This is a genomic window from Pseudomonas sp. SST3 (genome assembly GCF_003325755.1).
This window is the reverse complement of record NZ_QORI02000001.1, coordinates 242,062-254,355: the sequence shown is the minus strand read 5'-3', so window position 1 is coordinate 254,355 and position 12,294 is coordinate 242,062. Positions and strand designations below refer to the sequence as shown.

Here is a 12,294-nt window from a genome sequence, read left to right as displayed (position 1 = left end):
GCACAGGCGGAAACGGCCTTTCCCCGTTTCCTCGTCACGTCGCGTTGCGGAAGCCTTTTTTCTGCATGGTTGCCGTCGAATGCCCCTATACGGGCTTTCCCGACCTGGCATCCATTTTGCTCTACCAAACATAAGAGGGGATGGTGATGGCTATAAATTCCGATTACGTACAGCAGATGTCGACGCAGTTGGCCACCTACGAAGTTCAGTCTTCGATGGATCGGCTTAACCGCAACGAGCTGCGCTACCAAACGCAGCGTGACGCGTTGAGCGCGCTGCGCACTGCCCTGAGTACGTTCAAATCGGCGGTCACTAAGCTCAACGGCGGTAGTTCGAGCATGCTGGTCAACAGCGCGACCTTCAGCAAAGACGGTTATGCCACTGCGACTGTCGGCACCACGGCGCAGCCCGGCAGCTACGATTTCTTCACCGAACAGCTGGCCAGTGCCCATCAAGTCGCGCTGAACGGGCTCACCTCGGCCGACATCGGCACAGGGACGCTCACACTCGGCCAGGCAGGCGCTTCGTTCGACATCGACCTGAGCACCATCGACAGCGATGGCGATGGCAGCAACTCGCTGGACGAGCTGGCGGCGGCTATCAACAACCATGCGGCCAACACTGGCACGCAGGCGACCCTGGTGCGCAGCAATGGGGAAGTCTCGCTAGTGCTGTCCAGTGAGGCGAGCGGCGCGGCCAACGCGATTACCGTAAGCAGCACGGGCACCAGTGCCGGGCTGGACGCCTCCATCACCAATATGCTCGAACTGACCAAGGCACAGGATGCCAAGGTGCGTCTCGGTGGTGAGACCGGCATGCTGCTGACCAATTCCAGCAATACCTTCGACAATGTGATCGAGGGCGTCAGCGTGACGTTCACCAAGACCCATGCAGCCGGCGAGCAGCCGTTGAACATGGTGATTGGTCAGGACAAGACCGCGACCAAGACCCAGGCACAAACCTTCGTCGATTCGTTCAACGCGCTGATGACCAGCTTCGACAGCCTGACCGCCAGCGGCAACGAAACCGCGAAGCGCGGCCCGCTGGCTGGCGATTCCAGCGTGCGCTCCATCGAGAGCCGTCTCAACGGCCTGCTGCGGACCGATTTCGGTGGCAACAGCCTGATCGACTTCGGCATCAGTTCCGACCGCAACGGCAAGCTGGTCATCGACGCCAAGCGCTTTGACGCTGCCGTGGCAGCCGACCCGGCAGGCTTCGAGGCGCTGTTCACCGGCAAAGACAACCTGCTCGACAGTATCGACAAGACCGTCACCAGCTACACCAGCACGACTAACGGCATGCTGAAGAACCGCATGGACTCGCTGGATATGAGCCTGCGCCGTGTCGACGAGCAGTTCGAAAACCTGCAACAACAGTACGACACGCACTACAGCCGCTACCTCAAGCAGTTCACCTCCATGATGCAGACCATGCAGACCATGGAACAGACCTACGGATTGTTCGGATGAGCACTTATCTCCAAAACGACAGTTACGACAGCTACCGCTCGGTAGATCTGGAGGCCCGCGCGGCCTCCGCTTCGCCTTACGAGCTGGTGCTGGTGCTGATGGATGGCCTGCTTGACGAGCTGGCCCGTGCCCGTGGCCATATCGAGCACAAGCGTTATCAGCAGAAGGGCGCTTCCCTGGAGAAGTGCATGAACATCCTCAACGGTCTCAATGGCGCCCTCGATGAAGAGGGCGGCGGCGAAGTCGTACAGGGGTTGGCGCGCCTCTACGAGTACTGCATCTACCGCCTTTCCGACGTCAGCGTGACGCTGTCGCTCGAAGGGCTGGATGAAGTGGGCAACCTGCTCGGCATTCTCCGCGAAGGCTGGGAGGGCGTCAGTGCCGCCCGTAAGTGATTGCGACCGCCTGACCGCGCTGCACGAGCAGTTGCAGCAGGCGTTGCAGGCCAGCGACTGGAACGCCGTGGCGAAGGTGGACGGTGATATTCGCCGCTGCCTCGAAGCGCTGCCTCGGCAGCACGAGCTCGACGAGTCAACGCTTGCCGCCAAGCAGCTACTCAAGCAGCTCCATGGCGAAGGTGTGCAAGCCTGCGCCGATGAATGTGAGCGTCTGCGCCTGCTGCTGTTACACCACCTCGAGTACGCCGAAGGGCGTGCCGCCTACCAGCGCATTGACATGTTCCAAGCCGGAGAGAGGGGATGATCCAGTCGATTTCAGCCACGCGCGCAGCCGGCGCAAGCGCCGAGTCCGCGCTGCCAACGCCGGTACGCGCTGCCAACGGCGGCCAGCCCGCCGCTGGCCGACAGCTGACAGGCGACACCATGCGTGGTTTCGGTGAGCGCATGCAGCTTGCATCCAGCGAAAGCGAGGCTCTGCCGGGCGGGCTGCCTGCGGCCTTGTTGCAAGGCGCACTGCCGGCCCCGGCAGCCGAGCAGGGACAGGTCATGCAGCTGGGCGGCACCGCCACCCAGGGCGCCGAGGCCCCGCAAGAGCTGACCCCCGAACAATGGCTGCTGGGCATGATCGATCAGCAGCTGGCCGAAATTCAGGCCCGTGATGCGGGGCGACTGGGTGCGACATCTGATCCGGTCCCGCAGGCGCTGCCAGAAGCTGTCGTACCGCCGGCGGAGGAACTGCTCGCCTGGTTGCCAGGGCAAGCCCCGGTTGCTGATCAGCCGTTCGAGAACACACAGGCCGAGCGGCTGCAAGCTCTGATGACAGGTAGCTTTCAGCGCCAAGTCGCCGAAGCGAACCGGGTCATGCCGGCCATGCCGAAACCCACCGTCGAGGTGAGCCTGGCACTGCCCGCAGTCGCACCAGCGCTGGCCGAGGCCTTGCCGACAGCCTCGCTGGAGCCGCTGCTGAGCGCGGCCGAGCCGCTGGAAGCCGGGGAGCCGCTGACCAGCACGGTCGAGCGTGGGCAGACGACGCCGGCCCAGGCGGCTGATCGTGCGCTGAAGCTGCAGGCGCCGGAGGCCAAATGGGGCGAGCAGATGCTGCATGCACTGCGTGAGAACGTCGATCTGCAGATCCAGCAGAAGATCCAGAGCGCCACCATCCGCCTCGATCCGCCAGAGCTGGGCAGCATGGAAATCATGCTCAGCCATGAGTCGGGCCGGCTGAACGTTCAGCTGACCGCGGCGAACATCGACGTGGCGCGCCTGCTGCAACAGACCAGCGATCGCCTGCGCCAGGAACTGGTGGGCCAGCATTTCGTACAGGTCAACGTGCAAGTGGGCGCCGACAGCGGCGGCCAGCAGGGCCAGCAGCGCCAGCGCACGGCGCTGGCCGGTGAGGAGTTGCCTTTGGCGGCGCGGCCGCACGACCAGGAACAGAGCCGGGAGAGCGGTCGCCCCCGGGATGTATTGATCACGGTTTGACCTGATTCAACCTAATTAGCCAATTGTGAGTGTGTTATGTCGACGCCCCGTCTTGTCCTGCTGATGCTACTGCTCAACGTCCTGACCGTTGCCGGTGGCGTTGGTGTCAGTTACTGGCTGCTCAAGCCCGGCCTGGAAGGCACCGCCTCTGAAGAGGTCGCGGCGGCTGAACCGACCGAACCCTCGGAGTACGAGTTCTTCCCGGTAGAGAAGGTCATCGTCAGCGTGCGCGGGGACGGTCGTGAGCATTACTTCGTGCTGGACCTCGCCTTGCAGGCTGACGCGTCTGATGAGCCTAAGAAATTCGAACAGGCCGAACCTATCGTGCGTAACTCGGTGGTGGGCTACCTGTCGTCGATGTCATTCGAAGAATTGCGTGGATTGAAGATCAGCGATCTGCAGGAGCGTCTTGAAACCGTCCTGTTCGCCGACTTTGCCAGCAAGAACGCAGCGGTGCCGTTCAAGCACGTGCTGGTCAACAAGCTGATCGTGCAGTAAAGGCCCCGCCATGAGCGCCACTTGCCCCATCGACTACTACGGCGCCACGCCGGCTGCCCCATCGGTGTTCGCACCGGCGGTCGAGCAGCGCTGGCTGATGCAGTATCTGCCGCTGGTCAAACGTATCGTCCGGCAGCTTTCCCTACAGGCCAACCAGGTCCTCGATCGCGAGGACATGGAGCAGATCGGCATGATGGGACTGCTCGAGGGGCTGCGGCGCTATGGCGAGCCGGATGAGCAGTTCGGTAAGTTCGCCTCCCTGCGCATTCGGGGTGCGATCCTTGACGAATTACGCCGTCAGGATTGGCGTCCGCGCCAGGTTCGGCAGCAGGCGCACAAGGTACGCGATGCGATTCGTGACCTGTCGCGCCAGCTAGGCCACGAGCCCAGCGACGAAGAAATCAAGGCGCACACCGGGCTGGGCGAAAAGGATTACCAGGACTTCCTCTGGGCCGACTCATCCGAAGCCATCGAAAGCCTCGATGAGTTGTTGCAGAGCGGCCACGAGCATTTTCCCGACACCACCGAGCTGTTCGAGGAGCGCCTGATCAAGGAACGCGTGCTGGAACAGGCGCTGGCGCGGCTGGACGAACGCGAGCGGCTGGTGCTGACGCTGTATTACCAGCACGAATTGAGTTTGAAAGAGATTGCCCTGGTGCTGGAAGTCAGCGATGCCCGGGTCTGCCAGCTGAGCAAACAGGCGATTGGTAAGGCCTGTCGCTTCCTAACCGAGAAGAGTCAGTAACGTCATGCAGAAAGTAATAGGTGCATTCATCATCATTGGCGCCGTGCTTGGCGGCTACGCCATGGCGAATGGCGACATGCGCATGCTCTGGCAGCCGGCCGAGGTGGTCATCATCCTAGGTGCCGCACTCGGCAGCCTGGTGGTGGGCAACCCCAAGGAAGTGCTGATCGAGATGCTGCACCAGATCAAGGGCGTCTTCGCCTATCAGCGTCGCGGTGAGGAGTTCCAGCGCCAGCTGCTGATGCTGCTCTATGAGCTGCTGGAAATGGTCGATGTCGGTGGTCTCAAGGTACTCGATTCGCATATCGAGGAGCCGGAGCAGAGCGATCTTTTCGTCCGCTACCCGCTGATCCTGCAAGAACGTAACCTGATGGCATTCATCGCCGACAACTTCCGGCTGATGGCCATGGGCAAGATTACCGCCCACGAACTGGAAGGGTTCCTCGAACAGGAGCTCGAAGCCATGGAGCACGCTTTGCTGCAGCCGGCGCGTTCCCTTCACAAGATCGGTGAGGCCATGCCCGGCTTCGGTATTCTCGCCGCGATCATGGGCATCATCATCACCATGGGCAGCATCGGCGGCAGCGTTGCGGAAATTGGCGCCCACGTGGCGGCGGCCCTGGTTGGCACCTTCCTCGGCATCTTCTTCTGCTATTGCCTGATGGATCCGCTGTCCAACGCCATGAGCCAGCGGATCAAGACCGAGCTGTCAGCCCTGGAATGCGTGCGCACAACCTTGGTGGCGCATGTTGCCGGCAAGCCTACACTGCTGGCGGTCGACGCCGGTCGCAAGTTGATCGAACAGGACGTCAAACCCGCCTTCCGTCAGCTGGAAAAATGGGTGACCCTGTATGAGGAAGAAAGGGACGCCGCATGAAAAGCAGGGGCAAGGGCGGCGCCGGAGGCGAGCACGAGATCATCATCAAGCGCCGTAGCAAGAAGGGCCACGGCGACGAGCATGGCGGTGCCTGGAAGGTGGCCTTTGCCGACTTCACCCTGGCGATGATGGCGCTGTTCATGGTGCTCTGGATCATCCAGCCGCAAATGGAGAAATCCAACCCGTCGTACGGCGAGATGGAAAGCAATCCGCTGGTCGATGGCGGCGCGGGGATCTTCGACGGCACCAGCCGGTCGCCGCTGGAACTCGACGGGATGCCGGTGCGTCCGCCTCAGGCCGAAAACACAGAGGATAGCGAGTCGAAGCGCGAGCAAGACGGCAGCCACAATTATGGTTCGACCGAGGAGCTGAAGAAGCTTGCCGACCTGATGCGCGAGGTCGCCAGCGAAGTCGACGCTCTGGCCAACCTCGAAGTGGATGTGGTCCCGCAGGGGCTGCGCATTCTGATCAAGGACGACCAGCAACGCTTCATGTTCCAGCGCGGCAGTGCCACGCTCAACCCGCACTTTCAGAAGCTGCTGGGCGTACTCGCCGGCGTCCTGGAAAAAGTGGACAACAAGCTGATCATCAGCGGCCATACCGATGGCACGCCCTATCGGCAGAAGAACGGCTACAACAACTGGAATCTCTCCGGCGATCGCGCTCTGCGCGCGCGCAATGCCCTGGTCGATGCCGGTCTGGCCGAACGCTCGGTTCTGCAGGTGACTGCGCAGGCCGATGTCATGCCGCTGCACCCCGAAGACCCTCAGAACGGCGCCAACCGCCGGGTGGAAATCCTGCTGCTGACCGCCTCGGCCGAAGCATTGTACAAAGAGCTGTTCGGCGACAGCTACGGCCAGGTGCGCTTCTCCGAAAGTGGGGCGAGCTATAACGGAAAGGGCAGCTAAGGTCGGGCGGCTGCGCTACGTGGGCCATCGGCGGGTGCACCCGCCCTACTGATCTTTGGCAGCGGTTCGCGAGCAAGCTCGCTCCTAAAGAACAGGCCGATGCCTAGCCCGGCATCCGGAACAGCATTTCGGGTTGGGTCCAGCAGATATGCCGTTCGTAGGAGCCAGCTTGCTGGCGAATGGGCATTTGCACAGACCGGCTCCTTGGAGTTCGCTGCACCTCGTTCGCGAGCAAGCTCGCTCCTACAAGGCGGGTAATGGGCAGGCGCTGCAACAGGAAGAACGCTTCGGTTGGTTCAGCGACATGCCGTTTGTAGGAGCCAGCTTGCTGGCGAAGTGGCGGCGCGGGGACTGGATCATGCGAGCGCCGTTACTGGTTCAGGCGCTGATGTTCACGGCTAGGCATGGGGTGGGTTGCCGCGCCTATATCGCGATTCCGGCCTGCGCCGCTATCAGGCGCATCGCAACCGCTGGCAGCGGTGTGCGTTAGCCGCGGTGAGGGTGATCGTCGGCGCAATAGACCTGCTGGGTTTCGACACCGTATAGGCAGGCGCCGACCTGTTCGAGCGTAATCCGGGCGCCCTTGTGAGAGCCGTAGAACAGGTTGAACATCAGCTCGTCGTCCAGCTGGTCCTGCGGTCCCAGCCCATGAACCTGGCCTTCTTCCACCACCAGCGATGCCCGGCCCAGCAGATCCGTCTCCAGCCGCCCAGACGCCTCGACGATTGCCGGCGAGTTGCGAGTCATCGAGTAGAAACGTCCCTTGTTGAAGACCAGGCTCTGACTGACTTTGACCGCTGTACCGTCGCTCAGCAGGACATGCCCGCTAGAGCTGTAGCGGCCATCGAGTTTGGACGACGTGTTGCCGGTGGTGCCCATCGCCACGAAAGCCCACAGCAGCAGCGCGGCGGGTGCCATCACTCGCAACATGTGCTTGCCTACCGCACCGGTTTCGTTTTGGCTGTTCATTGCAGGCACCCTTGTAGATGGTCGCTGGGAATCGTCTGGATCTGGCTCTTGTGAACCTTCAACCAATTGACCCCGCCGTCGCCCTGCAGGCAACGAATCTCATAGAAACCTGGGGACATATTGACGATCAATCGGGTCGACTCGGGGCTCATATCACTCATCGTATCGACCAGCAGTCGTGTTTCCTTAACCAGCGAATCGAGCATCCGCTGACTCTTTTCCACATAGAGCACCTCGAAACCGTCCAGATCGAGTTTCTGGGTGAAGGCGGGCGTTGGCGCGCTGGCCAGGCGGAAACCGAGCGTCGCCAGCGCCAGCAAAACCATCATGCCGGTGCCGGCAAGAGCAGCGACCTGCCATGAACGAGCGCGCCCTGCTGGCTTGGCCACGCTTTGCGCTGCCGTCGTCCTGGGTGCAGGCAGTTCCATCAGCAGGGTGGCCGGCGCCTCGGGGGGCACGGCAACGGCTTCAGGCGCCTCGGCGATCGGCGGTGCTGCTTCGTCGACCATCAGGTATTGCGGGTTGAACAGATAGCCCCGCCGCGGCAACGTCTGGATGATCTGGTTGCGGCTGTCGAACAGAGCCTGGCGCAGGGTGTAGATCTGCTGGTTGAGACTGCCCTGGCCGACAATTCGGCCTTCCCAGGCGTAAGCCATCAACTCATCACGGGACACGACTTCGCCGGGGACTTGCAGCAGGCGTTCTAGTACGCGGCTGCCGGAAAAACCAAGGTCCAGCCTCTCCTCATTCTCTTCATGTTTTTGCACGAGCTGGTAGAGCGCGGGCTCGAAACGAGCCGCACAACCGTCTCGGCCGGTTTTCAATAGGGGGCAGATGAGGGCATCGATGGCCGAAGGGGTCAGAGATGAAGTCATGAGCGCCTGATTCGAAGAAGGAAGATGAGTTTCCGGTGTGATGAGGTTGGCAATCCGGACGGCGGCATATTGGCGTCGTTTTTTTGATACTACAAGCCGATTGCTACAGGAATATGCCGAACGGGCATCTGCCAGCCCCTTGCCAGGAGGCCTGCCTATGGGCATATATGCCGTGCGAAACGACACTTTGAGGGATTAATCAGGCATATCTTGTGTGCGGGCTATTCTGGCGAGCGCTTCGCCGTTGGTCGGAAGCAAAACTTCCCTCGCCCGGAAAACGAAAAAGCCCCGAACCAGTCGGGGCTTCTCGAGGCCGGTCGTTGCGACCGGCGGTACTGCGTGCGGCTTAGCCCAGCAGGCTCATGACCATGCCTGGCATCTGGCCGGCTTGCTTGAGCATGGAGATGCCCGACTGCATGAGCATGGAGTTCTTGCTCATGTTGGCGCTTTCCATGGCGAAGTCAGCGTCCATGATCCGGCCTTTGGCCATCTCGGTGTTGTCCTTCATGTTGGCCAGGTTGTTGCTGGTGTGGCTCAGTCGGTTGATAGTGGCACCGAATTCAGCGCGGACCGCGCTTACGTTATTCAGCGCAGTTTCTAACGCATCGATCGCGGTGCCCGAGGTACCTGCATCGGTGAACAACTGGCCAGCAAGGGTCCCGTCAGTCCCGTTCACTTCCGCAGCCACAGCTGTGAGATCGACCGTGAGGTTCATGGTTTCCGCGCTCGAAGCTCCAATTTGGAACGTCACACCAGTGGCCTGGGCAAACTTGCCATCGGTGCCTTCGAAGAGAAGTTCTCCCGCGTATTTAGTCTTGTCGTAGATGCTGCCTAGCTCTTCTGCAAGCGCGTCGAACTCTCCCTGCAAGGCCGTACGGTCTTCTGCACTATTTGTGTCGTTCGCGGCCTGTGTGGCGAGATCCTTCATGCGCTGCATGATGTCCGTCATCTCGTTAAAGGCACCTTCTGCGGTTTGCAGCATCGAGGTGGCGTCCCCGACGTTGCGCATGGCAACGCCCATACCACGGCTCTGTGCGTTCAGGCGAGTGGCGATCTGCAGGCCGGCGGCGTCGTCGGCAGCGGAGTTGATGCGCAGGCCGGTACCCAGGCGCTGCTGGTTGGTGGCCAGAGCGTTGTTCGACTTGTTCAGCGCGGTGTTGGTGGTCAGAGCGGAGTAGTTAGTGTGAATGGACAGAGCCATGATGATCATCCTTCGTGCGATTGGGCTGTTAGGAGCTGGCTTGACTGCCTGCTGAAAAGGTAAGGCGACAGCACCTGGCGAAGGATTAAATCCTGACGTCAAATATTTTTGTGATCTGCCTGTAGGCGGCGCGCCCCGCTCAGAACGCGCGTCTATTAAACCGCGAAATAAAAGATTCGCCAGGGCGGGCCTTCTACGACAACTCACTAAAGCCACAGTCAGTGGACCGTTGCGTAAGCCTCGGCCGCTCCGCTTCGGTGGGAGGCGCGCCCCGCGGCGAAGGCGAACTCTCTGCCGGCTAAAGGCTAAAAAGCTTCGCCCCGGGGCGGGCCTCCCACAAAAGCATGGCAGAAGCTTCGCCCCGGGGTGGGCTTCCCACAAAAGCAGAGGAGGAACTGCGTCCCGCCCCGTGTGCATGAGCGAAACTCGCGATGGTTTCGCGGTTGGCAGTGCTTTAGAACGTACTCGTCACAATCCCTTCTTCTATCACCTTTGCATCGATCACCTTGCCGCTGCGTGTGTTGCGCACACGAATGACTTCGCCGGGCTGGCCGTCGCCCAGGGCTTCGCCGGAGGCGGAGGCTTCGATGCCGTCGTTGCTGGCAACGATCTTCACCGGCTCCCCGCGTTTGACGGCCATGGCCTGCTCCAACAGCGATGGCGTGATGGTCTGGCCGGCGCGGATACGACGTTTGGCGGCCATGCCGATGACTTCATCCAGGCGGTTGTAATAACCGCGCCGGGCCTTGGCGATGTTGATGCGCTCCAGCCGGATATCGCTTTCACGAATCGTCTGGCCACGGTCGATGATCCCCTCGGCGTGCACCGCGGGCAGGAACACATGCGCCTGCGCGGTGGCGTTCAGCGACCAGCCGGGTGTGTCCGGGCAGTTGACCTCCAATTGCTGGCGCTCCATGGCCGAGGGCGCATCGCCGGTGGCGCGTATCTGCAGGACGCCCGCGCAGAGCGGCAGGTTGGCGGTGCTCGCCGGCAGGTTGGCTTCGTAGCGCAGCTGCATGCCCTGCCAGCCTTGGCGCGCCGCCTGCTGTTCGAGCATGGCGCGCACGTGATTTTCCAGCGCCTGTTGCACCTGTGCTGTGGCGTCCGCGTGCGCCTGAGCAACAACGGTCAGCATCAGCACGGCTGTGACGCACCAAGCGGAAACGGCTTTTCCGCTTCGCTTGCGAAAGGCCTTTCGATGCGGAAGGAGGAACTCTGATGTGGCGCTGCGCTTGATGGAATTACTCATGTAAAACAGCCAGTTACCTGCGTTCGATGGTTCGGCACGGATTCTGCAAACACTCCCGCAAAGCTGCGGGCTGTCGTTCGGTCCGCTCATGCTGCAAAGGTATCGGTGAATGAGTATACGGATTGATGACGCCCTCGGCGTCCACGAACGCGCGCTGGGTTTGCGCATGCAACGCAGCGAGATTCTCGCGGCGAACCTGGCCAACGAAGACACCCCCGGCTTCCAGGCCCGGGACATTGATTTCCGCAAGGAAATGCAGCGACTGGAGAGCACTACGTCGCCGCGCATGAGCTTGGCCGGTACTGATCCGAGCCTGCTGTTCCGTGTGCCCAGCCAGGCCTCGCAGGACGGTAACACCGTCGAGTTGTCGACCGAGCAGGCGCAGTTCTCGCGCAATTCCATGGATTTCCAGACCAGCCTGACCTTCGTCACGATGAAATTTCGTGGCTTGAAGCAGGCCATCGAGGGACGTTGACGTCATGTCATTCGATTCGATCTACCGCATCGCCGGCTCGGCCATGAACGCGCAGACCGTGCGCCTCAATACCGTGGCGAGCAACCTGGCCAACACCGATTCGGCGGCCAACAACGCCGCCGACGTCTACCAGGCGCGCAAGCCGATGTTCGCCGCCGTGTACGAGAACAACTCGCTGACCCGGGGCGTGGGCCTCGGCGGTGCCCATGTACAGGTGCTCGATGTGGTCACCTCCGGCGCCGAACCCAAGCGCCGTTACGAACCAGGCAATCCGCTGGCTGACGGTAACGGCTACGTCTACTACCCCGACATCAACGAGATCGAAGAGATGACCGACATGATGTCGGCCACACGCAGTTTCGAGACCGGCGTCGAGGTGCTCAACCGCGTGAAAAGCATGCAGCAGAGCCTGCTCAGACTTGGGGATTCCTGATGACTACAGTCAATGCGAGCCAGGGCAGCGGCTTGTCCGGTAGCGGCACAGAGCAGATCAAGCAAGCGGTGAACGTCAGCGATGCCACGCAGATGGAGAACAACTTCATCAGCCTGATGGTCGCGCAGATCAAGTATCAGGACCCGACCAAGCCGGTCGACAGCACCGAGTTCCTCAATCAATTCTCGGCAATGTCGCAGGTCAAGAGCATGGAAAACCTGGCGACCCTGGCGCAGAACAATCTGGTGCTGACCGACAACCTGCAGACGCTGACCGCCGCAGGCCTGGTCGGCCAGCAGGTGAGCGTGGCGGTGGAGTCCCTGGACCTCAGCGGGCAGACCGTCAGCGGTCAGTTCGATTTGACCCATGCCTCGACCCGCACCGCGTTGCTGTTGACCGATTCCAACGGCACGCAGACACGTATCGAGCTGGGCGCGCAGTCCGCCGGTAAGGTCCCCTTCGTGATCGATCCGGCCAAGCATGGCCTGCGCGACGGTCAATACAGCGTCAGCATCGAATCGGAAAACGGCGAATTCCCGCAGGTGGAAGTCGCCGGCCAGGTCTCCAACGTGCGCGTCAGTGCCGAGGGGCCGGTGCTTCAGGTTCAGGGCGTCGGTTCGGTGCCCTTCTACAACATTCTTGAATTCGCCCAGGCCGACGCTGGGCTGCTCGGCGGCTGAGCCTCGCGGTTCGCCAGTCCTCATTTCAACTTTAC

At 61.5% G+C, this 12,294-nt stretch carries 16 protein-coding genes; 12 read left to right on the top strand and 4 right to left on the bottom strand.

Annotated features, from left to right (window positions below; all coding sequences use genetic code 11):
- Positions 1-146: 146 nt before the first annotated feature.
- From fliD to DQ405_RS01235, 9 genes are all read left to right on the top strand, one after another.
- On the top strand, positions 147-1,469 hold the full coding sequence (gene fliD / locus DQ405_RS01275) for a flagellar filament capping protein FliD (protein ID WP_168422548.1): 1,323 nt from the start codon (positions 147-149) through the stop codon (positions 1,467-1,469).
- On the top strand, positions 1,466-1,864 hold the full coding sequence (fliS, locus tag DQ405_RS01270) for a flagellar export chaperone FliS (protein WP_168422547.1): 399 nt from the start codon (positions 1,466-1,468) through the stop codon (positions 1,862-1,864). The genes fliD and fliS overlap by 4 nt, the downstream gene beginning before the upstream one ends.
- Entirely contained in the window at positions 1,848-2,171 is a 324-nt protein-coding gene (locus tag DQ405_RS01265; protein WP_168422546.1) for a hypothetical protein, read from the top strand. The genes fliS and DQ405_RS01265 overlap by 17 nt, the downstream gene beginning before the upstream one ends.
- A complete protein-coding gene (locus tag DQ405_RS01260) occupies positions 2,168-3,349 on the top strand; it encodes a flagellar hook-length control protein FliK (protein ID WP_168422545.1) in 1,182 nt (393 codons plus the stop codon). The genes DQ405_RS01265 and DQ405_RS01260 overlap by 4 nt, the downstream gene beginning before the upstream one ends.
- 36 nt (positions 3,350-3,385) lie before the next feature.
- The gene (locus DQ405_RS01255) at positions 3,386-3,847 is read left to right on the top strand and encodes a flagellar basal body-associated FliL family protein (RefSeq protein WP_168422544.1); all 462 of its coding nucleotides are present in this window, start codon (positions 3,386-3,388) and stop codon (positions 3,845-3,847) included.
- Positions 3,848-3,857: 10 nt separating this feature from the next.
- Positions 3,858-4,592, top strand: coding sequence for a FliA/WhiG family RNA polymerase sigma factor (locus DQ405_RS01250; protein WP_168422543.1), 735 nt, complete (start codon positions 3,858-3,860; stop codon positions 4,590-4,592).
- Between the two features lie 4 nt (positions 4,593-4,596).
- Positions 4,597-5,469: a flagellar motor stator protein MotA gene (motA, locus tag DQ405_RS01245; protein ID WP_168422542.1), complete on the top strand. Its 873-nt coding sequence runs from the start codon at positions 4,597-4,599 to the stop codon at positions 5,467-5,469.
- Positions 5,466-6,377 carry an OmpA family protein gene (locus DQ405_RS01240; protein ID WP_168422541.1) on the top strand — a complete coding sequence of 304 codons (912 nt, stop codon included), beginning with the start codon at positions 5,466-5,468 and terminating at the stop codon, positions 6,375-6,377. Before motA ends, DQ405_RS01240 begins: the two co-directional genes overlap by 4 nt.
- Positions 6,378-6,564: 187 nt before the next feature.
- Positions 6,565-6,867: a hypothetical protein gene (locus DQ405_RS01235; RefSeq protein ID WP_168422540.1), complete on the top strand. Its 303-nt coding sequence runs from the start codon at positions 6,565-6,567 to the stop codon at positions 6,865-6,867.
- Here DQ405_RS01235 and DQ405_RS01230 read toward each other — a convergent pair.
- From DQ405_RS01230 to flgA, 4 genes are all read right to left on the bottom strand, one after another.
- Positions 6,864-7,346 carry a hypothetical protein gene (locus tag DQ405_RS01230; RefSeq protein ID WP_168422539.1) on the bottom strand — a complete coding sequence of 161 codons (483 nt, stop codon included), beginning with the start codon at positions 7,344-7,346 and terminating at the stop codon, positions 6,864-6,866. The genes DQ405_RS01235 and DQ405_RS01230 overlap by 4 nt on opposite strands.
- Positions 7,343-8,407: a transcriptional regulator gene (locus tag DQ405_RS01225; RefSeq protein WP_342030390.1), complete on the bottom strand. Its 1,065-nt coding sequence runs from the start codon at positions 8,405-8,407 to the stop codon at positions 7,343-7,345. The genes DQ405_RS01230 and DQ405_RS01225 overlap by 4 nt, the downstream gene beginning before the upstream one ends.
- Positions 8,408-8,567: 160 nt before the next feature.
- Positions 8,568-9,422 carry a lateral flagellin LafA gene (gene lafA / locus DQ405_RS01220; protein WP_168422538.1) on the bottom strand — a complete coding sequence of 285 codons (855 nt, stop codon included), beginning with the start codon at positions 9,420-9,422 and terminating at the stop codon, positions 8,568-8,570.
- A 454-nt stretch (positions 9,423-9,876) separates the two neighbouring features.
- Positions 9,877-10,671, bottom strand: a complete 795-nt coding sequence (gene flgA / locus DQ405_RS01215) for a flagellar basal body P-ring formation chaperone FlgA (RefSeq protein ID WP_168422537.1) — start codon at positions 10,669-10,671, stop codon at positions 9,877-9,879.
- A 109-nt stretch (positions 10,672-10,780) separates the two neighbouring features.
- Between flgA and flgB the strand changes: the two genes are divergently transcribed.
- Genes flgB through DQ405_RS01200 form a run of 3 tightly spaced genes read left to right on the top strand, consistent with a single transcriptional unit; the run spans position 10,781 to position 12,259 of the window.
- Positions 10,781-11,146 carry a flagellar basal body rod protein FlgB gene (flgB, locus tag DQ405_RS01210; RefSeq protein ID WP_168422536.1) on the top strand — a complete coding sequence of 122 codons (366 nt, stop codon included), beginning with the start codon at positions 10,781-10,783 and terminating at the stop codon, positions 11,144-11,146.
- A gap of 4 nt (positions 11,147-11,150) precedes the next feature.
- Entirely contained in the window at positions 11,151-11,579 is a 429-nt protein-coding gene (gene flgC / locus DQ405_RS01205; protein ID WP_168422535.1) for a flagellar basal body rod protein FlgC, read from the top strand.
- The gene (locus DQ405_RS01200; RefSeq protein WP_168422534.1) at positions 11,579-12,259 is read left to right on the top strand and encodes a flagellar hook capping FlgD N-terminal domain-containing protein; all 681 of its coding nucleotides are present in this window, start codon (positions 11,579-11,581) and stop codon (positions 12,257-12,259) included. The genes flgC and DQ405_RS01200 overlap by 1 nt, the downstream gene beginning before the upstream one ends.
- The last annotated feature ends 35 nt before the right edge of the window (positions 12,260-12,294 follow it).

Bases quoted from the DNA above. Each gene is read 5' to 3' on its own strand.
- fliD (WP_168422548.1), top strand. From the start codon at position 147: ATGGCTATAAATTCCGATTACGTACAGCAGATGTCGACGCAGTTGGCC.
- flgA (WP_168422537.1), bottom strand. From the start codon at position 10,671: ATGAGTAATTCCATCAAGCGCAGCGCCACATCAGAGTTCCTCCTTCCG.
- flgC (WP_168422535.1), top strand. From the start codon at position 11,151: ATGTCATTCGATTCGATCTACCGCATCGCCGGCTCGGCCATGAACGCG.
- DQ405_RS01200 (WP_168422534.1), top strand. From the start codon at position 11,579: ATGACTACAGTCAATGCGAGCCAGGGCAGCGGCTTGTCCGGTAGCGGC.
- fliS (WP_168422547.1), top strand. From the start codon at position 1,466: ATGAGCACTTATCTCCAAAACGACAGTTACGACAGCTACCGCTCGGTA.
- motA (WP_168422542.1), top strand. From the start codon at position 4,597: ATGCAGAAAGTAATAGGTGCATTCATCATCATTGGCGCCGTGCTTGGC.
- DQ405_RS01250 (WP_168422543.1), top strand. From the start codon at position 3,858: ATGAGCGCCACTTGCCCCATCGACTACTACGGCGCCACGCCGGCTGCC.
- DQ405_RS01240 (WP_168422541.1), top strand. From the start codon at position 5,466: ATGAAAAGCAGGGGCAAGGGCGGCGCCGGAGGCGAGCACGAGATCATC.
- DQ405_RS01255 (WP_168422544.1), top strand. From the start codon at position 3,386: ATGTCGACGCCCCGTCTTGTCCTGCTGATGCTACTGCTCAACGTCCTG.
- DQ405_RS01260 (WP_168422545.1), top strand. From the start codon at position 2,168: ATGATCCAGTCGATTTCAGCCACGCGCGCAGCCGGCGCAAGCGCCGAG.
- lafA (WP_168422538.1), bottom strand. From the start codon at position 9,422: ATGGCTCTGTCCATTCACACTAACTACTCCGCTCTGACCACCAACACC.
- flgB (WP_168422536.1), top strand. From the start codon at position 10,781: ATGAGTATACGGATTGATGACGCCCTCGGCGTCCACGAACGCGCGCTG.
- DQ405_RS01230 (WP_168422539.1), bottom strand. From the start codon at position 7,346: ATGAACAGCCAAAACGAAACCGGTGCGGTAGGCAAGCACATGTTGCGA.